Source organism: Paenibacillus baimaensis, from assembly GCF_025567575.1.
Genome location: NZ_JAOQIO010000018.1, coordinates 1 through 22,926 on the forward strand (window position 1 = coordinate 1; position 22,926 = coordinate 22,926).

Genomic DNA, 22,926 nt, shown 5'->3' on the forward strand with positions numbered 1-22,926 from the left:
TGTCTGATGTCTTCATTCTACTAGCCCCTATTTTTTCTGTCCAATTTACTGTAGCCGATCCATCTTAACTAATGTTGATCGTGAGCGGCAGGGATAGTGAACGTAAATCGCAAAATAAAAATAGAGCGGTTTCTTACATTTAACAAATTAATTTAATGTGGAACTTCGCACTAGATTCCAGTTTGAAGTATCAACGTCTTTTGGCGCTCGTTGCGACTACGCTCCCATTCGGTGAATAGCTACCCAATTGATTTTAAAAAAGGAGTCAGACATCTACACAAAATATGGAACTTGTATAAATACATCCGAGCATATAGTTTTTGTTTTGGAAGGAGTTTAAAATATCTGGATAAATTTAACACTAAGCTATTAGGGGGAAATTATTTTGAGCAAAATTAAAAATTTGAAATTAGTTTCATATGGATTTATTTTAGGAGCGATGTTCTTTGGAGGCATCTCCTATGCAGCATCAGAAGCTGTGAGATTGGATGCTTATTATGGTGTCAAAATATTTCTGAATGGGATTGATAAAACACCAACTGAAAATAAACCTTTTATTGTTGATGGAAGTACATATGTCTCTTTGCGTGCAGTTGCTGATCTCCTTGGCGTACCTATTAATTGGGACGGTGATTACATCGTGGTTCAACTTGGAAAAAGAATAGAAGGAACCGACTTCTAGAATTTATTATTTATTGGGAGGCACTCTTGCTCGCCTTTCAAAAGGTGGGGTTTCCATATTTGAAATATTTCAAATAAAACTGGTATGTTTCGAAATAACATGCTAGTATTCTGGAAACCAATCGAAGGGTGAGAGTCAAATGGGAGAGATACGGAACTTTGGCTATATACGTGTTTCAACGAAAGAGCAAAATGAAGCAAGACAAATTGAAGCATTGAAAGGTTTAGACATTCAAGAACGCGATCTTTACATAGACAAGCAACGCGGTAAGAATTTTGACCGACCAAATACCAAGCATTAAAGTTGGTTTTGAGAAAAGGCGATATACTTTTTATTAAAGAGCTGGATAGATTGGGAAGAAATGCGGAAGAGATAAAAAAAGAATGGAAGGAAATTACTTAAGATATTGGAGAAAACATCGTGATCTTGGATATGCCGATTCTAGATACCAGGCAATACAAGAATGGATTGGAAAAGGTAATATCCACAATTGTATTAGAATTATTGTCGTATATGGCTGAAAGAGAAAAGGAAAAAATCAATAGAAGGCAAATGGAAGGAATAGCCACCGCTAAGGCGAGCGGAGTTAAGTTTGGTAGACCAAAACGTGAAATTAGCAATGAGTTTAATGTTGTTTAGAGGAATGGAAAACTGGAAGTATTACCGCGGTAGAGGCAATGCGTAAGGTTGATATGAAACCTAATACGTTTTACAGAAGAACAAGTGAATATGAACAGGAGAGAGCATCCCAATAATAGGGGATGCTTTTTTTATTTTAGGCTCTTTTCTTAAAGTTTGTTGCTATTAAACAAAAGTTGTTATATATAGTAACAAACTTATTCATGCAAAAAGCCAAACTTTACAACGATAAAAACTTTCAAACAAGAAAATAAGCTCGTATGTTTATGAAAGCCATTCTAAAAACTCAAGTCGATTTCCAAAAGGATCGTTCAAATAAAAGCGTTTTACACCTTCATCAGCTCGCGCCTCATCATCAATCACTTGGATATTTTTTTGAAGTAAATATTCACGCAATGAATCAACATTTTGTACGTGAAAAGCTGGGTGAGCTTTTGTAGCGGGAACAAAGTCTTTTTGTACTCCGATGTGTACTTGATGAGTGCCACATTGGAACCAAACGCCACCACGTTTTTTTAGGATTTCAGGTTTTGGAATCTCCGTCCAACCCAATAAATTATTGAAAAAATTCCGAGCCTCTGTTTCGCATCCTTCTGGGGCTGCCAGTTGTACGTGGTCAAGACCATAGAAATTGTAAGTCATATAATTCCCTCCTTTTGTTTTATACAATGAAACTGTGTTTCATATTATAGTTCCATTTTATAGTAAAGCTCAATAAAAATCCAGTTCTTTTTACTCTAACTGAAAGCAACAATATTTAAGAAAATAGACTTATTATATAGGGGAAAGGGGGATGGGCTATTACTATGTAGCAAAAGTGTATATTGTAGCAGGGTATAGGCACTGCAAATCGTCGCGCTGTATTTTGAAAAGAACGATAATATTATCAACTACAGCGATACGCCAAATGGTACAATAGGTATAAAAAGGGAATTGATATGGATATATGAACCAGTGCTCTCTGATCCATCATTGGAGCATATTTGGATTGAGCAAATTATTATACTCGGGGTGTTGATTGCTTGAAATTAATCTTTTTAGATATCGATGGGGTACTAGTAACATCTAACTCTTTAATACCAAGTGACAAGTATTTTGGACATACATTTGACCCAAACTGCGTTCGGAAATTAATTGAAATCCTTACAGCGACTAAAGCGAAAATAGTCATTTCTTCATCTTGGAGAGAAGGCAGGACCTTAACTCAATTACAATCCATATTTAGAGCTAATGGTCTAGAGGATTGTGTAATTGGAGTGACACCTTCGTTCAACGATGAAACAATCAGAGGAATTGAAATACAGACATACTTGGACGCTTTTGATGATCTCGAAGGATTCGTTATCATTGACGATGAGGAAGAGATGGGTGAATTGGAACCTTTCCTTGTGGAAACTGATTTTAGAACTGGAATAACGGAAAGCGTAAAAGATGATGTAATAAACAGATTAATGATGAACAAACAATGAACGAAGGAAAGATTGTGAGTAGGAGGTTATGCTATGTCACTAGTACCCTTGAGGATTCCAATGGGCTATGCTATCTGCTTTAATAAATTTACTGATATTGAGCCAATACCTTGTAAAAGTGATGATGGTTTTCTAGTTAACTGGGAGTATTTCACCGAAGATATTTTACAGATAGTTCAGATGAAACTTGAAGATGGAGATTGGATAATACCCAAACAAAGTAAAGCGATAATAGACTTGGGATGGTATCCAGATGGTCAAGTAATTGGTCAGTATAATCTTAAACAAGTCTATGTTAGTGAATATTGGGAAGTAATTCGAGAAAAATGTACCAGAGATAGGTATGAAATAAGAGATATTATTGAGGATTGGATGACTAATCCACCTTTATCACAAACGAAAGAGTAACGATAAAGTGAGGGGACAATAATGCAGGAATTTATACTACCAGAGAACTTATCTAAAATTTCAAACGGATATACATGGAGAAGAATTACTATTGGTCATTCAGAATCTAAAACATACTTACTGACAGGCACTTCAGTTAATCTTTACTTAAAAATTCAATCCCTCACCGCCATTGAAAGCCTATTGAATGAGAAAAATCGATTGGAATGGTTACAAGGCAAACTTTCTGTCCCAGAAGTTCTGTATTACGGTAAAGACTATACAAATGAATATCTGCTAATAACGGAGATTGCAGGAGTAAATGCTTCTGATAAATCATTCGAAATGACATCATCAGCAATAATGAAGCAGTTGGCTGCTGGATTAAGAGAAGTTCATGAAGTTAAAATAGATAACTGCCCTTTTAATCAGAGATTGGAAAGCAAAATTGAGGAAGCAAGAAAAAGGGTGCAAAACAAACTTGTTGACGAAGAAGACTTTGACCAAATTAGACTTGGCTTATCTCCAGAAGATCTGCTTAAAGAGTTATTATTCAAAAGACCTATGATGGAAGATTTGGTGTTTACACATGGAGATTATTGCTTGCCAAATATCATCATCGACAATGATAGATTTAGTGGTGTTATAGATTGGGGCAGAGCAGGAATTGCGGATAGGTATCAAGATTTGGCATTAGCCGCTAGAAGTATTACATATAACTTTGGTAAGAAGCATGTTCAGCATTTTCTCGATGAATATGGTATTAAAGAACTAGATGAATCCAAAATCTATTTCTATCAGTTACTTGATGAATTTTTCTAGTTGATAATACATGGATTTCATTGCCAAAGTGTCTATAGAGGAGCGCTTAGGATGTGGCAAGATATTATTGTTAATAGGATTCTAACAAAAGCTGAACTTTCCCATGGGTTATGCTGTATATTTGGGATTGGCAGTTCCAAATTAAGGATTACGCCAAGCATTGAGATTTTAATGGATAGTTCTGACGCTGAAGTCATTTGCGAAACAAGAAAGTGTAATACTGATTTCCCTTTAATATTAAGTATCTATTTTAGCGGCAATGCTCCAAGAGATACTTTAACGATGATAGGCGAGTTTTGTGAAATCTTAAAATGCGAAGTAATTATAAGCGATGATAGTATAAACCCATTTACTATGCTCTTGGTCAAAGGGAAAGACTTGTTGGAGCAAATCACCATTGATCTCAGTGAGTTTGATGATAATGAAGGATTTGAAATGTTGTAAATCAAATGTTTGGTGGTGCTTGAAATGTCTGTGTTAGCCTTTATCTTAGAACCAGTGAATGATTACGAAAAAAAATTTGCCATACCATTAGCAACAGAAATCTTTTTCATCGATTATTGGATTCCAGCTATAAGCGAACTTGAATTGAAATGGAGTGCTCATTTCTCAACTGGTATTGATATAACTTGTGATGATCTGCCTCAAGTAATTTCTGAGTTAAGATTAATAAAAGAATGGGGAATACAACACTTAGCTGAAGACAATCGTAAACATATGACTGATAGAATAGAACTTTTAATTCGTAAGTTACCAGAGGCATTTCAGAGAGAAGGTACTGTTGTTTTTATTGGTTAGATGATAACTAAATTTTGTTTAAAGCGTGGGAGATAATTATGACTAGTTTAAATGAATCAATGGAAAATATAAGTACAAGAGAAGATTTTTGCTCTTTTGTCGAAGCTTTAAGGCATGATTTACTAAATAATCGAGATCAATGGGAGAATATTGCTTTGAGTGATTTTCTAGAAGCAATGCAAGCATGGGTTGAAGATATGGATGGCTTTTACGCAAACAAAGGAACTGAAACACCAGTACAACCATCTTGGGGAATATTTAGTGAAATTCTAATGGCTGCTCGTATATATGAATAGGCTTAGAAAAGGATTATTACCGAAACGATTTAAGAATTAAATAAATTGGAGTGACTGACCTGGTGGAAATAGATCGTACAGAGGAAATATTGAAATTTTATGGATTAGAACCTGATCAGAAGCATATTGAGAGCATACGTTCTTTGTTAATTTACGAAGTGAATAATCGAAACTCTGATGACAATGAATACATGAAAACATTATGCATTTTATTATTTATTCTTGGTCATGTGGAAGATACATTGCTAATATGGAGCGCGAAAAGAAAAAACTTTGATGCAGGTAACTATATTGATGTTCAATTGCTTTGTGGAGCGGGATTAGAGGAAACAAAGAGACATCTGAAAAGCGCTAATACTTTACATGCCATTGACCAGCTCAAGTATTTGGAAAAGTCTGAACGCAGCAATGATTTTGTGAATTTCACAAGAGAGAATGTAATCAAGTTTTATAAAAGGTATTATGCAATCAACCAATAATAGATAGTGAGTATTATGAGACCAATGAATTTAGAGGCACAAGATACGCGACTGAAGAATGAATAAAGGTGGGTGATAAATCAATGAGATTTGAATATAGATTGTCTGGATTAGGTTGGGCTGATGGATGTATTGAAATTAATGAAAACATCTGCTATTTTACAACAAGCTATATGACAAATGCATTGAAAGATTTTTTAGACGTGTTGGTAAGTGTAATTCCAAGTTGTGTGCCTGAGGACGAACTGAAAACTTCAAACACATTTGAATGGTACGAAGAGCCAGCAGGTACTCAGTGGACATTAACTAGACAAAACTGTAAAACTATTCATATTATTATTGTTGCATACAAAGATATTCATCAAAGACTTGATCCAATGATTGAGATAGATGCACATTGTGACATTGTTGATTTGGTTTATGCTGTTGTTCAGGAATTGGATATACTCATTAAAACTCATGGAATTATTGGTTTCAAGAAATGCTGGGATACACATGATTTTCCTTTAACCAACTTCTTGATCCTGAAAAATTACATTCTTACCAACAACAATATTGATATAATTGAATATGAAGAAAAGGGTTGTCAGCTCCATAAAACTGATATTAACAAGGATATTGAGTTGTTACTCATTAATATGGAAATTAAATGACTAAATTGAAGTGATTCGAATAAATAATTTTCACGCGCATACAATAGACATTGTAGGTTATTTTTTCCATTGTAGACCACTAACTTTATATTCCAAAGTGACCACTGGACATGGAAAAGTGGACACTATATACTTGGCAAAGTAAAGTACAAATGGCTAGTGTCTTCGTATGTAGGAAATGACGAAATAGCTTTGATTCTACTAGGTTTTTTACAACCTTTACCGAATCGAAAAGTGCGCTTGATATTAGAGAGTAAGGAAGCTTGCTGCATTAGCTGAACAACGAGCTGTCTCAAGCTAAATCCTGCTAGACAAGCGCAATAAAACGCTTTATAATCAATGAGCAGGTAACACGACATTGACTTGGATATCATTCATGCGGGTGTAGTTCAATGGCAGAACGCTAGCTTCCCAAGCTCGAGGCGAGGGTTCGATTCCCTTCACCCGCTTACCACCGTAAACCCTTGATAATCAAGGGTTTTTTATTTGCTTATTTTGCTTTGTACAGTATCGACACGTCCCTTACGCGCAGGAAGGTTCATTCTTTCTTCCATATGCGAAGCATAGGAAGAGCTTGTATAGTCCAACCTAAGGATGGATAATACGGGTAAACCATTCCAACTAAGGAGATGTCGATATGGCCAGACGAAGAGGACGCAATCTGCTTGTACCCCAGGCTTCACAAGCTGTTGAGCGATTCAAGGGTGAGGTTATGCAACGAAAGGGGTATTCGGTTAATATGAATGAGCCTGGAAATGTGAAGTACGAGGTTGCCCAGTCTTTGGGGATCCCGCTCACAACAGGACGCAATGGACATTTATCAACAGAGCAGGCAGGTAAAATTGGGGGACAAATTGGCGGATCAATGGTTCGTGAAATGATTTTATTGGCACAACAGCAGCTTATGAACAACAATCAGAACAAATAAAACTCAATGCTTAAAATATACAAGAGGACCGGAGCTCGTCGCGATCCTCTTTTTGTTCGAAATCATACAGTCATTACTGATTTTCTTGTTCTTCAACTTCACAATTCTGCTCTGTGTTCAAGTCAACGGCTGAACGAAACTCCTCCTCGTTATGGGAGGAAAGTTTATCTCCAAACTGATCCAGCCGACTCGGATTGCTTGCAGATCCGTCATTATCCGGTTTATTGTTTCTGCCTGTCATAAAGTCACCCCCTTACGGTTAGGGTTTCCTAAACAGGATGCTCCATCCACAATATTAGCGGATAATTTCAGTCAAAGCTGGTTCATCCTGGTTGGGCAGTAGTGAATAAGGAAATTCGCTTATTTTGCACTCTCGTCCTTCTTGCGAAACGCTATATAACTAACGACAAAAGCAACGGCAAGGGCACAAATAACCGGCGCGTAGATATACAAATCATTCATGATAAGACCCCATTTCCTAAGATTATTGGGAATCGTCTGCTACTTATAATTACCCTAATAATCCACATACAACGCAGTGTCCCCAAGCCGCGTGGAGATCACGATGGAACAAACCGTATCTTACGAGTAAATCTCTTATAGGGAATGTTGGTTTTAAGCAGGAAAGGCAATGGAACGTATCGAAATGTATGGGTAGCTGACTCCATCATCACGGATTTTACACTCACAACAGGAACAAGCAGCATGCAAATTATAAGGAGGCTCAATAATGAAGATTAAACAATGGCTCACGGCGACAGCGGTGGCTACCAGCAGTCTGATCTTACTATCGTCCATTGCATTTGCAGCAGATCCGGTGAAATCCGACATGGTGCTCAAGCTAAATGGGAAAGACGCTGAATTTACGGCTCGAACGTATTTGGTGGACAACAGTTTGTATGGACCCGCTGACGAGGTTGCGAGACAGCTGGGTGCTGAGATTACTTGGAATGCCGCTGCTAAGACGCTTTCTTTGCGCAAATCCGGCAGCACATTTGAATTTACGGCAAATATGAAAGCGGTTAAAGTAAACGGGGTTGAGCTCGCCTTGGCAGCTTCTTTGCAAGTTGTCGGAGAGAAGCCATACGTTCCGGTTCGCTTCATCTATGAATCCCTCGGTTATTCCATAGGTTATGATTCCAAAACACGTGTCGTCAGTGTGGGCTCGGATAGTAAGCCAAGCTTGTCGGTATTGGGCATTAACGAAGGGCAATATGTTCTGGGCAGTGAATTGAAAATAGCAGTATTGGTGCAGAATCTAACGTTAACCGATTTTACAGTAAACAAAACGCCCAAGGCAGGTGAAGGCCACCTGCTGGTGTGGCTCGATACAGATCACGATCCCAAGTTGGCTATCACTTCGTATAAAGGTGAACCGATCGCATTCAATCAGATTAAGCCTGGCGAGCATACATTGACCGTGCAGTGGGTAGGCAATGATTCACAGCCGCTTCAACCTGATTTGAAGCAAACTATTAAATTCAACAGCGCGCAAATATCGATTTTGGCTGATTTGGACCCGCAGAAAGCAACTGGAATGCGCACTGAAGGTGTTATTGCCAATACCAAGGGCCATGTATTTACGGTAGATTCAGATTCAAAGAAGCTGTACCGTATTATGGCGGATAGCGGCAAGGCGGATGTGTTAACCGAGCTGCCGCGTGCGGCAACAGGTCTGGGATTAGATGCAGCCGGTAATCTGTATATGGCGAGCGGCGGTCAGGAGGGTGTCATCCTGAGGGTGCTGGCCAAGGATTTGGAAGGCGGAATGTTCGATACTGCAAAGGTAGAAACCTACGTCAGCGGTGTGGCGGGTGCGAACGGACTGGCTTTCGATAAGAAAGGCAATTTGTATGTGACCGGCGGAGCCAATGGGAATATTTATATGGTTACACCGGATAGGCAGTTAAATACGTTTAAAAGCGGTCTGCAGGCAGAACGTACAGACCAGCTAATTGTCGTTAACGGAATCGCATTTGGTCAGGATGGCAAGTTGTACGTATCGAATACAAGCAGCGGGGAAATTAATCGCTTTACGGTGAACGCTGATGGTTCACTTGGCAGTACGGAATTGGTGGCAAAAAGTCCTCTGCTCTATGGTGCTGACGGTATTAACTTCGGTCCGGACCATGCCCTGTACGTCTGCGCCAATGAGCGTAATTCGATTGTCAAGGTAACGCTGGACGGCAAGGTAACCGAGGTTGCGCATAACGATAATAATGGTCCTTTGGAATTTCCTGCAAGTCCTTATTTTGTAGGAAATACCCTGTATATAAGCAACTTTGACCAGCCGCGTGGCGATAATAAGCCAAACGAGCCGGGAATAGGCGCTTCTATCGCCCAAATTCAATTAGGAACTGTCAGCAAATAACTCCATACAAAAAAAGCTTGCAGGGTCCTTCCCTGTAAGCTTTTTTTGTATCAGACGTCCGTGCCGGCTAAAGCGGAGCAGACGGATAGGGCCGAATAAATCGTTGAGCGAATTTATCCCGTTCCTTGGTAGTGAAAAGTTTTTTGACGAGCTCTTTCCATTGTTTTTGACCGGGTTCATCATGAATTTTTTTAAAGCTTGCTTTCAGGTACATCTCAATTGACCGTTTTTTGGCGTCGATCCCATATAACTGGTTTTTGAATGGCACGTTTAGAGTGATTTTACGAACTGCAGGAATTTCGTGCAGCAGCCGAACGGTTACTTCCATGATCAACTTATGAACGGTATCGATCACAGGAAAATAGCTATTGAACTCCTCTTCGGTTAAGGGAGAGTCGGGTTTAGCTTCTTTGAGTTCTTTATAGCTCGTATAAAACTGAATAAAAACTTCATTCTGATTGCGAATCTCGGCTATTTGGATCATAGAGGCACCCCGGATAGAAGGGATGAACTCTTGGAATTTCTTGAGGTCCTCGTCGCTTAAATTCGGTTGGGGCGGAGGCACATCAACAGACTCGACACGTGGAGGTTCATCTGTTGGAGCAGAGCCCGCGAACGATTGTGGTACACAAGCTCCAAGCGTAACCATAATGATCCCAATGATCCCTATAAGCCTAAGTTGTTTATACATGCAGCTATCCCCCCGGCATCACTCGTTTGCAAATTGCAATTTCTTGGATGTTAACGAAACCTTTAGTTAAGGCTTGATGCTAAGGGTGACACTGGCGGTTTTGCCATTCTGTGATTTGGCGCTGATAGCCGCTTTACCAGAGGCAAGAATGTGCACGTTACCGTCTTCATCTACCGTAGCAACCGACGTGTTGCTGCTTGACCAGGTGATATCTTTGTTGGTCGCATTGGTCGGAGCGATTGTAGGGGTCAATGTGAAGTCAGGGTCGCCAACCTTGAGATTTAATGCGGTTTTCCCCAACGAAATGCGGGTGACTGGTTGTATCACATTAACCTCAGCAGCAGCGGTGAGCCCTCCGTCAGTGGTAGTAGCCGTAATGATAGCGGTTCCTGACGATTTGCCCGAGACAACACCTTTATTGCTTACAGTAGCGATGGCGCTGTTGGAGGAAGACCATGTAATGCCTTTATTAGACACATTCATCGGCTGAATGGTAGCAACCAGCGGGGCCGTGCTGCCTGCATTTACCGTGAGACTCGTGTTATTTAATGTTATGCCAGCCGCTGAAACCGAATCACCATAAGTTAGATTAACAGTAAGCAATATATCCGTGGCTAATGCCGTACGCATATAATCGGGTGAGCTGTAGCTGTATGCCGATATATTACCGAAGCTGCTAATGGCAGACTTCAGGTCATTGGCAATGCTTTTCTTGCCTGTATAACGAGCAGTAAAGGAAGGCTGATTGGTAGCCATGGTCTCTTTAATTTTGGTAGCAAGCTGCGCCGGGGTAGAGATCGTATATTCATCCTTTATATAATCCAGGTCAAGCGATTGCTGAAGCTTCTGATAAAAATCAGCTCTTGCCGTATCCGTGTTTTCTTTGCTCAATAATGTGGTATTAAAATCGACTGTTGCTGCTGGATATTTCTTTTTCCAAGTGTGATTGGACTTGATCTGGGCGTCGGTCAGATTGTAGTAGCCATAGGCAAGTCGGCCTGCTGTATCGGGTACAGGATCATCCCAGGTTGTGTCAAGGTGATACCAGTTGCCTTCCAGCTTGACCAGATTCCATGTGTGCAGCTGACCTCCGGCTGTTCCTTCAATAATTTTATTTTCCAGTCCTGCATCCGACAGCATCCGGTAGGCGAGTAGGGCATAGCCTTGACATACTGTTTTTCGGTTGCCAAAAAGTCCGGCGTAAGCAGAGTGCTGTACCAATGACGTATCGTAAGCGAGATTAGAGATGATCCAATCGTGTATCGCTTTTTCTTTTTGAAAATCGTTCATGTCAGGTGTAATAATTTCAGATAATATATCGCTTACTCGTGCAGCAACATCTTTGGATTGATCTTCAGTTTCCCAGTAAGTAAAAGTTAAGTTGATTGTCGAAGAATCCTTGTCGGGTGACAACGTGTAGCCATAGGACTTTGTACTGTAAAGTAAATAATCGTCTTTCTCATAAATGGCTGCCAGTATAGCGTTCATACTGGTCTTGGATAAGGCACCGCCTGTGTAAGTAACACTGAAGGAAGCTGGTTTACTGAATATGGCGGCTTCAAGCTTAGCTTGCAAATCTTTGAGATCGGTCGCTGTTTGGGCAGCTGCATAGACAGGAGTTTCCCACCACAGGGTAGTTGTGAGACTAGAGCTTAAAAGGAAAGCAGACAGCAGCAGTGTCTGAGGAATACGTAAATTCATATACGACAAGTCTCCTTCTATTCTCTTGGATGATATTAATTAACCTACATACTGTTTTTATCGACATTTGCACACGAAAAGTAAAGTATTTATCAATAAAATAAGATAGGGAATTTAAGGGGGCAGGCAGTGTGAATGAAACGATTTGTGTGGTATAATTTGTATATTACACTACGTTGGGGACGCATATAATTACACTCACTCCGCATCATCCATTAGATGACCTACGAAGCTCAATTTGGCAAAATCCTGACACGCTATCCATGTAAGTTTGGCTTGGACAAGCAAGGATTCGCTTATGATGCAAGTTTTGCTATGCAAAACCGAAGGAGGCTGTTTATGACTGTACAATGGGGAGTACAAATACACTCCGGTTATCATTGCCACAAGTGCGATCAGCAAATGGACATTATACTGCTTTATAAGCCGACCAACACGATATTTTTGTTTAACGGGTATTTTTTTCATACCGAATTAGCTTATGAGAAGACCGCGGCTATGATTGATTTAGCGAAACAGTACGGGATAATTCTGGAGAACAGATACAGTGCCTTTATCAAATCGGAATATATCATGCACGTTTGCCCCCACTGCGACGCAGGACAGGGTGATAACTATGTTGTCGTGGATAACCAGCAAATCAACAGCACGCTTATGAAAAAAAGCTTTATTGCCGTATATGAGGAGCAAACTGAGCTCTGGAACGAGATTCCCTTGGAGCAGTGGAGAAGAAAGCTGAGCGAGAGTCCCGCTATAAGGCCTGTACAACTGGTTGTCCCTATGATGGAAAAGGATAAAGCATTAAAGCTGGGAGCGCAATGGAATTCCAGAAATAAATCCTGGTATATTCCCGGTGATGCTGATCTAAAACCATTTGAGCAGTGGCTGCCGACCACAAAGGGTTGGATGGAGTAGAAATATTGGCATTTGCAGATCAAGTTGTCCATACAGATAAAATAGATAAAGTAGGAGTTGTCACGGAGGTATTCGTTGGCAGCTCCTTTTTCATATCATCACAAACATCTATGCGTCCAGTATGGATGAATCCGTTGGAAAAGCAGGAAAAACAGCAGTAGGCCAGTCAACTTCTCAGACACTCCATAGTGGTGTAAGATAAGATTATAGTGCAGCCTTGGTTTCTGATGTCCGAGCGGAATATCCAGTAATAACCAGCAGGTCTGTACACGATTTCAAAAAGACAGGTGATCGATATGTTGTATCTGAACCCGAGTATAACTCAGACACAAAATTTGAAATTGAACACGATGCTGATGCAGAGCATGCATATGCTGCAAATGTCTTCGACGGAGCTATTGGACTATTTGGAGGAGCAGTCTATACACAATCCGCTGATGGAGGTTGCTTTTCATCCTGGATTGCCTCAGTCAAGAAAGAAAACGCTCTCCTCAATACCCTCGATGGAAGTAGACAGCTATGAGGACCCATTATTTAAGGTGGTCAGCAAGCAGGATGAATCGCTCGAGATGATGCTTCTCAGCCAGCTTCGCCTTAGCTCTATGCCACAGAAATATATGGACATAGCAGAATTTGTTGCTGGTAGTCTCAATGATGACGGGTATTTGACGATAGGCTTGGAAGAAATGAGCGCCTGCTTAGGACGATCTGTGGAGGATATAGAAGGGGCTTTGAGCTGTGTGCAAGCTTTGGAGCCAGCCGGTGTCGGCGCAAGGTCACTGCAGGAATGCTTGTTAATTCAAATTAACAGAGACCCTGATGCCTTGGAGCAGGCTGCCCGTATAACTAGCGCGTATTTGCAGGAGGTCGCAGCAGGGAAGCATCGAACGATAGCAGACCAATTGGGAATTTCCCTGGACCAAGTCAAAAAAACGATTCAGTACATCAAAACATTGAATCCACGGCCCGGCCTTGTCTACAGCACTTTTACGGCATCTCCAATCGAGCCGGATGCGGTCATTTACAAAAATGGGGATCAATACACAGTGGTGATTAATGAGGCGTGTTACCCTCAGGTGCACATGAATGATTACTATAGGCAGCTCAAAAAGGAAACCACCTGTAAGCAAACCAAAACGTTCATAGGCCAATATGCACCATCCATTCAATGGTTAATTCGTAGTCTGGAGCAAAGAAAAGCAACGATAAGCAGAGTAGTTCTGGCGGTCATGGAAGAGCAGCGGCTCTTTTTGGAGAAAGGCCCGATGTATGTAAAACCACTCATTATGAAAGCGATCTCAGAACAATTAAACCTGGATATATCTACCGTCAGCCGGACGGTTAAAAATAAATATGTGCAAACGCCGCGTGGTGTGTATCCCTTAAAGTATTTCTTTTCCAGTAAATTAGAATTAAGTGGGCAGGAGCCGGCATCTGCACAAAGCATTAAAGCCCAAATCATGCAGCTTGTGAAGGAGGAGGACAAACAGAATCCTTTATCCGATCAACAAATTACCGATAGGCTGGTTCAGCAGGGTTTGCAGATTTCTAGAAGAACGGTGATGAAATACAGAGAAGCGCTGCATATTTTATCGTCTCGATTAAGATCCTCATAGTATTCGTGTTTCTAACTATCCGGTGAATAAGGAAGGAGGTTCGTCTACCGTGCCATATGAATCGGTTACCGCCAATTTATGGGAAAATATTATTGCCTCCATGCACAATGGTGTCATCGTCGTGAATTCGGATAATCAGATCTCACTGATGAATGAATCCGCTCAAAAGCTGCTGTCTGTTCATAACGAGGACTGGAAGGGACAAAGTATCAAGACGCTGATCCCCAACTCCCGAATGCATGAAGTGCTGGAGGGCGGAGAAAGCTCTATTGGAGAAAAGATGGTGATTTCGGGTCGGGCCTGCATGGTCAACCGGACGCCGCTATACGAAAATGGGGACAGGGTTGGAGCCATTGCTGTCATTCAGGACATATCGGAGATGGACCATTACCGCAACCTGCTGAAGCAAATGGAATCGATTATCGAATTCTCGACTGACGGTATCTATGTTGTAGATCGGGAAGGCGTGACGATGCAGGTCAATACGGCTTATGAAGAAATCACCGGTTTCCGGAGGGACGAATTGATCGGCCGACGCATGGTAGATTTAATGTCGGAAGGGTATTTCGATCAGTCGGTCTCCTTGCTGGTGCTGGAGAGGAAGCAGCGAATTTCCATCATTCAACGAATCGGTGGAAAAAAAGATGTGATAGTGACTGGCAATCCTGTTTTTGATGAGCAGGGGGGTCTGGAGATGATCGTTACCAGTGTTCGTGATATTACCCATCTTAACGATTTGAGGATGGAATTGGAGAAAGCGCACACGTTCTCACAGATGCAGAACAATCGGTATACGATCAAGAGTGGGGAAACCGAGCAGAGCATTATTTTTCGAAGTCCGCAAATCAAGAAGGTGTATGAGCACATTCAGCAGGTGGCTCCCTATCCGACTAGTATCCTGTTATATGGCCCATCCGGTACGGGCAAAGAGGTGATGGCTAATCTGGTGCACGATCTAAGTGAACGCAGAGAAAAGCCTTTTATCAAAATCAACTGTGGTGCTATTCCCGAGCAACTGCTCGAATCGGAGTTGTTTGGTTATGAAGCGGGTGCGTTTTCAGGGGCGAGTCGGAACGGAAAGATCGGATTGCTGGAGCTGGCGGATCAAGGTACAGTCATGCTCGATGAAATCGCGGAGCTTCCATTGGCTCTCCAGGTAAAGCTGCTAAGGGTGCTTCAGGAAAGGCAAATGCGGCGTATAGGGGGAACGAAATGGCGTCATTTGGACATACGAATCGTCGCGGCTACAAATCAGGATCTCAGAAATCAGATCAAAAGCGGGAAGTTCCGGGAGGACCTGTTTTACCGATTGGCCGTAGTGGAAATTGCGATCCCTTCCTTGGCGGAGCGACACGAGGATATTGAGCCGTTAATGGATCATTATTTTACTTATTTTTGTCGTCAATACCGGATAAATAAACAGATGTCCGAAGAAACCAAGGATATCTTGATCCAATATCATTGGCCAGGCAATGTCAGGGAATTGAGGAATTTGATCGAAAATATGATCGTTTCGGTTCCATCCACAATGATTGAGCCGGTTCACCTGCCGCCACATATTCGGGATCAAGGCCAGTTCGATCCATTCACTTCATTAAAAGAGCGTGTTCAGCAATTTGAACGGAGATTGATCCATGAAGTCATTGAGAAAAACAGCTCGCTGAGAAAAGCTGCCGAGCAGCTGGGTATTGATCATTCGACGCTTTTGAAAAAAATGCAGCGATGGGAAAAGGGATAATAAATATGATAGGTGTGGGTGGTGAATTATTTCCGCAGAGCGGTGATAAAATTCACCACCTTTTTTAACTACAAGGGAAGGAGGAATGGAGGACTTGGATATGCTACATGTACCGATGAAACGTATCTATGGAACACGTTACAAGCATACAAGCGCATCTCTGGATTTATGTAAGGAAGCTATGCTGCTCAATGGTGGTGGTGATTTTTTTCACCATTAGAATTTTCGGGCTGGATATATGGAGTGTAAAGATAGCTTTTTTGGGATTGGCACGGTTTTTGCATATATATTTAATTGTATCCATAGTGAAGGAGGTACTCCATTTGGAAGTGGAAACCAAAGGTATTTTTGTCAATGGGAAATGGAAAGTGACAGAACGCACTTATGTTTTGCGTGCTCCTTATGATGGTAAGGTGCTGGCACACATTAGCAAGGCCGATGTGGAGGATGTTCAGGAGGCGATAGGAGGGGCGCATCGAGCATTTCAAACGATGCGTAAGATGCCTGCCCACCAGCGCTCCGATATTTTGTCCAAGGTCGTGGAGCAATTAAAGGAAAGAAGAGAAGAAGCTGCACAATTGCTGTCGCTCGAAGCAGGCAAGCCGATTCGTACCGCAAGAGCGGAGATTGGCCGTACCATAACGACTTACCAGTTTGCCGCGGAGGAAGCCAAACGCATTTATGGGGAAACCATCCCGATGGATGCAGCTCCTGGTGGAGAAGGGCGACTTGGTTTTACATGGAGGGAACCTTTGGGTACGGTTGTCGCGATTTGTCCATTTAATTTCCCGTTTAACCTCGTGTCTCACAAGGTGGGTCCAGCGATAGCTGCAGGCAATACCGTAGTCCTGAAGCCAGCCGAGCAGACGCCGCTCAGCGCCTTGTTGATTGCCGAGCTGTTCCAGAAGGCCGGATTACCGGACGGAGCTTTGCAGGTCGTAACGGGAAGTGGCAGGGAAATCGGGGATGTTCTGGTGGAGGATGAGCGTGTCAAAAAAATTACGTTCACAGGAAGCTCAGAGGTTGGCAAGCAGATTAAAGCGAAGGCTGGACTGCGCAGAGTGACGTTGGAGCTTGGTTCTAATTCGGGGCTTATTGTTGAACCTGACGTTCCGATCGAAGCGATCATTCCGAGATGTGTCGAAGGAGCATTCGCATTCGCCGGGCAAGTGTGTATATCGCTGCAGCGTATTTATGTCCATGCATCGATTTATAGCGAATTTGCGGAGCGTTTCATCGCTCAAACCGGACAGCTGCGGGTCGGCGATCCAACCGATGAGCAGACGGATATCAGTGCTATGATCCATGAACGGGAAATGGAACGGATTGATTCCTGGGTGCAGGAGGCGGTGGCGGCCGGGGCTAGAATCGGTTGTGGAGGCCGACGTGAAAATTCGATTTATTTACCGACGGTTCTGCTGGACGTCAAACCGGATATGTCGGTTTCGTGCAAGGAGGTTTTTGCTCCGGTCGTATCCATCGTCCCTTACAGCAGTCTGGATGAAGCCATCGAAATGGTTAATGATTCGGTTTATGGTCTGAATGTAGGTATTTATACGAAGGATCTTGAAAAGGCATTCCATGCAGCTCGCGAAATTCAAGCCGGTGGTGTCATTGTCAACGATATCCCGACATTCCGGGTTGATCATATGCCTTACGGCGGTGTTAAAGAGAGTGGTTATGGACGTGAAGGCGTCAAATATGCGGTTCAAGAGATGACTGATTTAAAGTTTGTTTCGATCAAAACCCAATTATAGGAGGAATTATACATGTCAAATATTATTAAAGCGCGCCCTAAGCTGTATGTGATGGATAACGGTCGGATGAGTATGGACAAAAACTGGATGATCGCGATGCACAATCCGGCTACGCTCAATAATCCGAACGCGCCGACGCAATTTGTAGAGTTTCCGATTTATACGGTTCTTATCGATCATCCGGCAGGCAAAATCTTGTTCGACACTTCCTGCAACCCTAACTCGATGGGTATTGAGGGGCGCTGGACGGAATCGACACAGCAAACGTTCCCGTGGGTAGCGAGCGAGGAGTGTTACCTGCATAACCGACTGGAGCAGCTAAAGGTAAGACCGGAGGAAATCAAGTTCGTTATTGCCTCTCACTTGCATCTGGATCATGCCGGATGCCTGGAGATGTTCACGAATGCGACGATTATTGTCCATGAGGATGAGTTGAATGGAACCCTTCAATCCTATGCACGCAACCAAAAGGAAGGCGCTTACATTTGGGCGGATATCGATGCGTGGATTAAGAATCATTTGCAATGGAAAACGATCAAACGGGGAGAGGACAATCTGGAGCTGGCCGAAGGCATAAAAATTCTTAATTTCGGCAGCGGCCATGCGTGGGGGATGCTCGGTCTGCATATCGAAATGCCGGAAACAGGCGGCATTATTCTGGCTTCCGATGCTATTTACACCGCAGAGAGCTATGGGCCTCCGGTGAAGCCTCCAGGGATCATCTACGATTCGATTGGTTACAGGAACGCCGTCGAGAAAATTCGAACGATAGCGGAAAGAACGAATTCGCAAGTATGGTTCGGCCATGATCCTGATCAATTCAAGCAATTCCGCAAATCAACCGAAGGTTATTACGAATAAAGGAGGCGTCATCTATGAGCTTGTCCAAACTGGTCTATACGCCGCTTAACTACATGGGATGGGGGTCATTGGAGCAGCTATGGCCGGAGGTGGCGAGATACGCGCCATCACGAATTTTACTGATAACCGATGCTATTCTGGAGAAATTGGGAATGATTGAGCCTATCTCTTCCAAGCTCAGGCAGCAGGGCTATGAGGTCGTTGTATATACGGATGTAGTTCCCGAGCCGCCGCTTGAGGTTGGCGAGAAGCTGGTTACCTATACGCGGGAAGGGAATTTTGAACTGGTCATTGGCGTTGGAGGTGGCAGTGCAATGGATTTGGCCAAGCTGGCCGCCGTGTTAGCCACGCATGAGGGCAAGGTAGCCGAATATTTGAATTTGACGGGAACGAAGAAGCTGCAGCACAAAGGGCTGCCGAAAATCCTGATTCCGACTACATCAGGCACAGGCTCAGAGGTGACCAACATTGCGGTGCTTTCGCTGGAAACGACCAAGGATGTCGTCACGCATGATTATTTGATGGCGGATGTGGCTATCGTCGATCCGCAGCTGACCCTTTCGGTTCCGTCGCGTGTGACCGCGGCAACGGGCGTGGACGCACTGACCCATGCGATTGAAGCGTATATCTCGGTCAATGCGAACCCGATCACAGATGGACTGGCGCTGCAGGCGATCCGCCTGATTAGCGGCTCACTTAGAAAGGCGGTAAAAAACGGACAGGATCAGCAAGCGCGGATCGATATGAGCTACGGCAGCAATATGGCGGGGATCGCCTTTTTCACTGCAGGCGTAGCCGGTGTTCACGCGCTGGCCTATCCGCTTGGCGGTCAGTTCCATGTCTCACATGGGGAATCCAATGCCGTGCTGCTGCCTTATGTGATGGGCTATATCCGCAGCAGCTGCACGAAACGAATGGCCGACATTTTGCAAGCGATGGGCGGGTATGCCAGCTATTTGTCGGAGGAGGAGGCCTCGCGTAAATGTGTAGATGAGCTGGAGCGACTCGTTAGTGATGTCGGCATCCCGAATACACTACGTGGGTTCAATATTCCTGAAAGCGCTTTGGAGAGTTTGACGGAAGACGGAGTTAAGCAGAAGAGACTGCTGGCCCGAAGTCCTCTTCCACTTCTTAAAGAAGATATCCGTACGATTTATCAATCGGCCTTTGATGGAGTCATCACTGAGCCAGCGTGACCATGTATATGATGAACATAGATAAGCCGGTCTTCCCTTTTTGGGATGGCCGGTTTTTTGTTTAAATTTTATATGCGCAAATCCGTATTCGATTTCCATGTGATGACATTGTTATGAAATACATACTCTTTCATCAATTGCTTATTGTCACGGGATTGTGCCGCTCTCTATACTGAAGCCGTAATCGCCGATTTGGCTAAAACAGGGGGGAATCAGATGAACGATCATGAACACGTAGAAACGCTCATTGTAGGTGCTACATTTGCTGGAATAGGTGTCGGGGCATGTTTGGGAGAGAACGGATTGATTGTAGAAAGAACGATGCTGCCTGGACACGAATTTATTAACAGCTATCAACCAGGGAAAGGCTGGAACATCGAGCGGCAGCAGCCGCTAGCTGAGCAGCTTCAGCAGCAGTGGCGCAGCAAAGGTCTGCTTACCAAGGATGGAAAGGTCCATCTCGGAGGTATCGCACCCACTGTCCATAAGCTGCTGCTCGATTCGAAGCAGCCGATTCGACTGATGAACGAGATCGTTGAAGTGTGTCCAGATAAAAGCGGCGGCTGGAGGGTTACGGTTTTTGATGCGTCAGGCATTCGTACATTGACGGCGGGACGGATCATTGATACGACCTCGGACTGCCGTTCTGCTCCGGGGCGTTATCAGGCCAAGGCCAAATTCATTGGCGCTGCGCTGCATCGTACAAATACGGAAGAAGCACAGAAGGAAATACCTCAAGCATGGCAGCATGCTATCATACCCGGTGCTTATGATTCAGAGGCTTATTTACAGCTGCCGATCGATATGGGGGCAACCTGGGAGCAGGCGCGGTACGAGTTGTTTCAATCCTGGAGTGAGCGGCCTGAGGAGCTTAAGCCATGGACGATTGCTGCGATTGCCGATGCATTCACTTATCACGTATCCAGCGGGCATAAACAAATTGCGGAAGGTTGGGATTGGCTTCCATCCTGCGCTTACGATAATCCATTGGAAGCGATAGAGGCGGGCATCCGCTACTACGAAGAAAGAGTGGTGACCTCATCATGATCCGTATGCAGCGTGAGCAAGGGACTGCTGTCCCTGTACAGGTAGAGAATCGATTATTTCAACAAACCTATGATCTTATTGTAGTCGGATTAGGCACAGCCGGAGCGATAGCAGCGCTGACTGCTGCCAGCAAGGGACTTCGCGTGCTGGGATTGGAGCGGCTGCATGCCATGGGCGGTGCCGGAACGATTGGCGCAGTTGTTGGCTATTACTATGGCTCCAAAGGCGGGCTGTTTGAGGAAATTGACAAGCAGGTGCAGCAGCTTGATTCCGTTGGTTTCACCAAAGCGGGCGGTGTCAATGCGGAGCTGAAGAAATATGTACTGGAGCAGCGTTGTCTGGAGGCCGGGGTGTCCGTACGTTATGAGTGTGCTGTCATTGGAGCTTATCTGGAAGGATCAACTGTCCAAGGAGTACGCTGGGTCGGGCCGAGCGGGGTAGAGGAAGCAGGCTGCCGTATGCTGATCGATGCGTCTGGAGACGCCGAGGTATGTGCGATGATTGGAGCTGCGATGCTGCTGCCAGGTCGACTTGTAGACGGAAAAATGCAGCCTTATTCCCATCCTATCGTATCTGTCCAGAACGACGTGGTAAGAGCTTTTTATACAGACTCGGGTTATGTCGATCAGACGCAGGACAATGAGCTGACACAAGCCATTATGCAATCCGCCTGCATGCCGACGCATCTCCCTGAACAGTTCGATGAATCTCGTAAATTTCTGAAGCTGGCACCTCAGCTTGGTATTCGCGAGGGCCGATTCATCCGTGCGGAAGAGCAGGTGACGTTCGCCGATGTACTGAATGACCGATTGTCGCCGCAGCCTTTGCTGTATGCTTATTCCAATATGGATAATCATAACAAGGACATTGCTTTTGAAAGCGTGCAGCAGCAGGATTGGGCTGTTGCTGCCAGCCTGTGGGGGATTACCATATCGGTACCTATTCCGCTTGGTGCCCTTATACCTCAAGGCTTTGATAATGTGCTTGTGGCTGGACGTGCGCTTGGTGTTGATCACGATCTGGCTTCCTGCGTTCGGATGAAACGCGACATGCAGAAATGTGGTGAGGCAGCGGCATTGGCCGCTTACGTTGCGATCAGCGAGAAGCAATCGCTTCGCTCCATAGATTACGAGCAGCTTCGTCCACTACTGCTCGAAAACGGCTGCCTGAATCCTTCCAATCATTTCGGGATGAAGGACAGCATGTCGACACAGGACGATCAGAATACGATCGTGTCCTGGATGACCGATCACGAAACGATCAAGGAAGGCTTGGCTTCGATCAGACCCGGAATTGCAATATGGTCGTCCCGAAGAGAAGGAGCTGCCATCAACGCTTCGCTCAGAGAATGGGTGACACAGCAGGAGGACGAAAACCTGCGTAGGCACAGCGCTTTCGCACTGGCTTTGCAGGGAGATGCAGCGGCTATCCCTGTGCTCAGGGAAATCATGAGAGAACGGGATACGTTTGTTCCAAGAACGAGCCGCAAATATAATCAGGTTCGTGGCTACGCTTCGATTTATTTACTCGGCTTGCTTGGTGATATGGAAATCGTGCCCGAGCTGCTCGAGATTATACACAGCCGCGAGCAATTTGTTAATTTGTCTACGGATGTTGAGTTTATCAATCATGACGATGAATACTTTTTCCAATATTTTTCGTTCTCGCTGATGGCGCTGTTTCGGATTGCCGAGCGGAATCGGGGCGTACGTGCCGCAATCATCAAGACGATAGGCCCCCTTGTCAGCGAACCGGACTTTTCGATCATGGTGACAATGAAGCCGACCAAGGATCTTGACTTTGATATGGCAGGCACGATTCGACGTATCGTTAATGAGCGATTTGCCCAATGGCAGGCAGAAGAGAGCGCGGTTCATTAG

25 protein-coding genes, 1 tRNA gene and 1 pseudogene are annotated in these 22,926 nt (G+C 43.9%); 23 read left to right on the forward strand and 4 right to left on the reverse strand.

All coding sequences use genetic code 11. The features are described 5' to 3' along the window. Positions 1 to 385: 385 nt before the first annotated feature. Both OB236_RS08120 and OB236_RS08125 read left to right on the forward strand, forming a co-directional pair. Entirely contained in the window at positions 386 to 682 is a 297-nt protein-coding gene (locus tag OB236_RS08120; RefSeq protein ID WP_262683506.1) for a copper amine oxidase N-terminal domain-containing protein, read from the forward strand. A gap of 139 nt (positions 683 to 821) precedes the next feature. Beyond that, a pseudogene (locus OB236_RS08125) lies at positions 822 to 1,437 on the forward strand (recombinase family protein). Positions 1,438 to 1,585: 148 nt separating this feature from the next. Here the strand turns inward: OB236_RS08125 and OB236_RS08130 are convergent. Next, entirely contained in the window at positions 1,586 to 1,963 is a 378-nt protein-coding gene (locus OB236_RS08130; protein ID WP_262683507.1) for a VOC family protein, read from the reverse strand. A gap of 380 nt (positions 1,964 to 2,343) precedes the next feature. Here OB236_RS08130 and OB236_RS08135 point away from each other — a divergent pair, with 380 nt between their 5' ends. From OB236_RS08135 to OB236_RS08180, 10 genes are all read left to right on the forward strand, one after another. After that, positions 2,344 to 2,790 (forward strand): HAD domain-containing protein, encoded by a 447-nt coding sequence (locus OB236_RS08135; protein WP_262683508.1) that lies wholly within the window; start codon positions 2,344 to 2,346, stop codon positions 2,788 to 2,790. A 33-nt stretch (positions 2,791 to 2,823) separates the two neighbouring features. Beyond that, entirely contained in the window at positions 2,824 to 3,198 is a 375-nt protein-coding gene (locus OB236_RS08140) for a hypothetical protein (RefSeq protein ID WP_262683509.1), read from the forward strand. 21 nt (positions 3,199 to 3,219) lie between these two features. Further along, a complete protein-coding gene (locus OB236_RS08145; RefSeq protein ID WP_262683510.1) occupies positions 3,220 to 3,999 on the forward strand; it encodes an APH(3') family aminoglycoside O-phosphotransferase in 780 nt (259 codons plus the stop codon). Between the two features lie 51 nt (positions 4,000 to 4,050). Then, on the forward strand, positions 4,051 to 4,443 hold the full coding sequence (locus OB236_RS08150) for a hypothetical protein (RefSeq protein WP_262683511.1): 393 nt from the start codon (positions 4,051 to 4,053) through the stop codon (positions 4,441 to 4,443). A 24-nt stretch (positions 4,444 to 4,467) separates the two neighbouring features. Beyond that, positions 4,468 to 4,797 (forward strand): hypothetical protein, encoded by a 330-nt coding sequence (locus OB236_RS08155; RefSeq protein WP_262683512.1) that lies wholly within the window; start codon positions 4,468 to 4,470, stop codon positions 4,795 to 4,797. Positions 4,798 to 4,835: 38 nt separating this feature from the next. Then, positions 4,836 to 5,093, forward strand: a complete 258-nt coding sequence (locus OB236_RS08160; protein WP_262683514.1) for a DUF7660 family protein — start codon at positions 4,836 to 4,838, stop codon at positions 5,091 to 5,093. 62 nt (positions 5,094 to 5,155) lie between these two features. Then, positions 5,156 to 5,572, forward strand: a complete 417-nt coding sequence (locus OB236_RS08165) for a hypothetical protein (RefSeq protein WP_262683515.1) — start codon at positions 5,156 to 5,158, stop codon at positions 5,570 to 5,572. A gap of 83 nt (positions 5,573 to 5,655) precedes the next feature. Next, positions 5,656 to 6,225: a hypothetical protein gene (locus OB236_RS08170; RefSeq protein ID WP_262683516.1), complete on the forward strand. Its 570-nt coding sequence runs from the start codon at positions 5,656 to 5,658 to the stop codon at positions 6,223 to 6,225. A 378-nt stretch (positions 6,226 to 6,603) separates the two neighbouring features. Next, a tRNA-Gly gene (locus OB236_RS08175) sits at positions 6,604 to 6,674 on the forward strand. Positions 6,675 to 6,862: 188 nt separating this feature from the next. Further along, the gene (locus tag OB236_RS08180; RefSeq protein ID WP_262683517.1) at positions 6,863 to 7,153 is read left to right on the forward strand and encodes an alpha/beta-type small acid-soluble spore protein; all 291 of its coding nucleotides are present in this window, start codon (positions 6,863 to 6,865) and stop codon (positions 7,151 to 7,153) included. 73 nt (positions 7,154 to 7,226) lie between these two features. Here OB236_RS08180 and OB236_RS08185 read toward each other — a convergent pair whose 3' ends face one another. Continuing rightward, positions 7,227 to 7,394 carry a hypothetical protein gene (locus OB236_RS08185; RefSeq protein WP_179097744.1) on the reverse strand — a complete coding sequence of 56 codons (168 nt, stop codon included), beginning with the start codon at positions 7,392 to 7,394 and terminating at the stop codon, positions 7,227 to 7,229. A gap of 489 nt (positions 7,395 to 7,883) precedes the next feature. Here OB236_RS08185 and OB236_RS08190 point away from each other — a divergent pair, with 489 nt between their 5' ends. After that, complete coding sequence (locus OB236_RS08190; RefSeq protein WP_262683518.1) at positions 7,884 to 9,524, forward strand: stalk domain-containing protein; 1,641 nt, start codon at positions 7,884 to 7,886, stop codon at positions 9,522 to 9,524. Positions 9,525 to 9,591: 67 nt separating this feature from the next. Here OB236_RS08190 and OB236_RS08195 read toward each other — a convergent pair whose 3' ends face one another. Both OB236_RS08195 and OB236_RS08200 read right to left on the reverse strand, forming a co-directional pair. After that, positions 9,592 to 10,215, reverse strand: a complete 624-nt coding sequence (locus tag OB236_RS08195; RefSeq protein WP_262683519.1) for a hypothetical protein — start codon at positions 10,213 to 10,215, stop codon at positions 9,592 to 9,594. 66 nt (positions 10,216 to 10,281) lie between these two features. Then, positions 10,282 to 11,916, reverse strand: a complete 1,635-nt coding sequence (locus OB236_RS08200; RefSeq protein WP_262683520.1) for an Ig-like domain-containing protein — start codon at positions 11,914 to 11,916, stop codon at positions 10,282 to 10,284. A 339-nt stretch (positions 11,917 to 12,255) separates the two neighbouring features. Between OB236_RS08200 and OB236_RS08205 the strand changes: the two genes are divergently transcribed. The 10 genes from OB236_RS08205 to OB236_RS08250 all read left to right on the forward strand — a co-directional run bounded on the left by OB236_RS08205 (position 12,256) and on the right by OB236_RS08250 (position 22,926). Then, the gene (locus OB236_RS08205; RefSeq protein WP_262683521.1) at positions 12,256 to 12,831 is read left to right on the forward strand and encodes a DUF5710 domain-containing protein; all 576 of its coding nucleotides are present in this window, start codon (positions 12,256 to 12,258) and stop codon (positions 12,829 to 12,831) included. 5 nt (positions 12,832 to 12,836) lie between these two features. After that, a complete protein-coding gene (locus tag OB236_RS08210) occupies positions 12,837 to 12,992 on the forward strand; it encodes a hypothetical protein (protein ID WP_262683522.1) in 156 nt (51 codons plus the stop codon). Between the two features lie 135 nt (positions 12,993 to 13,127). Continuing rightward, positions 13,128 to 14,447: an RNA polymerase factor sigma-54 gene (rpoN, locus tag OB236_RS08215; protein ID WP_262683523.1), complete on the forward strand. Its 1,320-nt coding sequence runs from the start codon at positions 13,128 to 13,130 to the stop codon at positions 14,445 to 14,447. Positions 14,448 to 14,496: 49 nt separating this feature from the next. Next, positions 14,497 to 16,185 carry a sigma 54-interacting transcriptional regulator gene (locus OB236_RS08220; protein ID WP_262683524.1) on the forward strand — a complete coding sequence of 563 codons (1,689 nt, stop codon included), beginning with the start codon at positions 14,497 to 14,499 and terminating at the stop codon, positions 16,183 to 16,185. 94 nt (positions 16,186 to 16,279) lie between these two features. Beyond that, the gene (locus OB236_RS08225; protein ID WP_262683525.1) at positions 16,280 to 16,405 is read left to right on the forward strand and encodes a hypothetical protein; all 126 of its coding nucleotides are present in this window, start codon (positions 16,280 to 16,282) and stop codon (positions 16,403 to 16,405) included. A 103-nt stretch (positions 16,406 to 16,508) separates the two neighbouring features. Beyond that, on the forward strand, positions 16,509 to 17,942 hold the full coding sequence (locus tag OB236_RS08230) for an aldehyde dehydrogenase family protein (protein WP_262683526.1): 1,434 nt from the start codon (positions 16,509 to 16,511) through the stop codon (positions 17,940 to 17,942). A gap of 12 nt (positions 17,943 to 17,954) precedes the next feature. Further along, positions 17,955 to 18,803 carry an AhlS family quorum-quenching N-acyl homoserine lactonase gene (ahlS, locus tag OB236_RS08235; RefSeq protein WP_076237815.1) on the forward strand — a complete coding sequence of 283 codons (849 nt, stop codon included), beginning with the start codon at positions 17,955 to 17,957 and terminating at the stop codon, positions 18,801 to 18,803. Positions 18,804 to 18,817: 14 nt separating this feature from the next. Next, on the forward strand, positions 18,818 to 19,999 hold the full coding sequence (locus OB236_RS08240) for an iron-containing alcohol dehydrogenase (RefSeq protein ID WP_076237814.1): 1,182 nt from the start codon (positions 18,818 to 18,820) through the stop codon (positions 19,997 to 19,999). Between the two features lie 216 nt (positions 20,000 to 20,215). Then, positions 20,216 to 21,046, forward strand: coding sequence for a hypothetical protein (locus tag OB236_RS08245; protein ID WP_262683527.1), 831 nt, complete (start codon positions 20,216 to 20,218; stop codon positions 21,044 to 21,046). Continuing rightward, positions 21,043 to 22,926, forward strand: a complete 1,884-nt coding sequence (locus tag OB236_RS08250) for an FAD-dependent oxidoreductase (protein ID WP_262683528.1) — start codon at positions 21,043 to 21,045, stop codon at positions 22,924 to 22,926. Before OB236_RS08245 ends, OB236_RS08250 begins: the two co-directional genes overlap by 4 nt.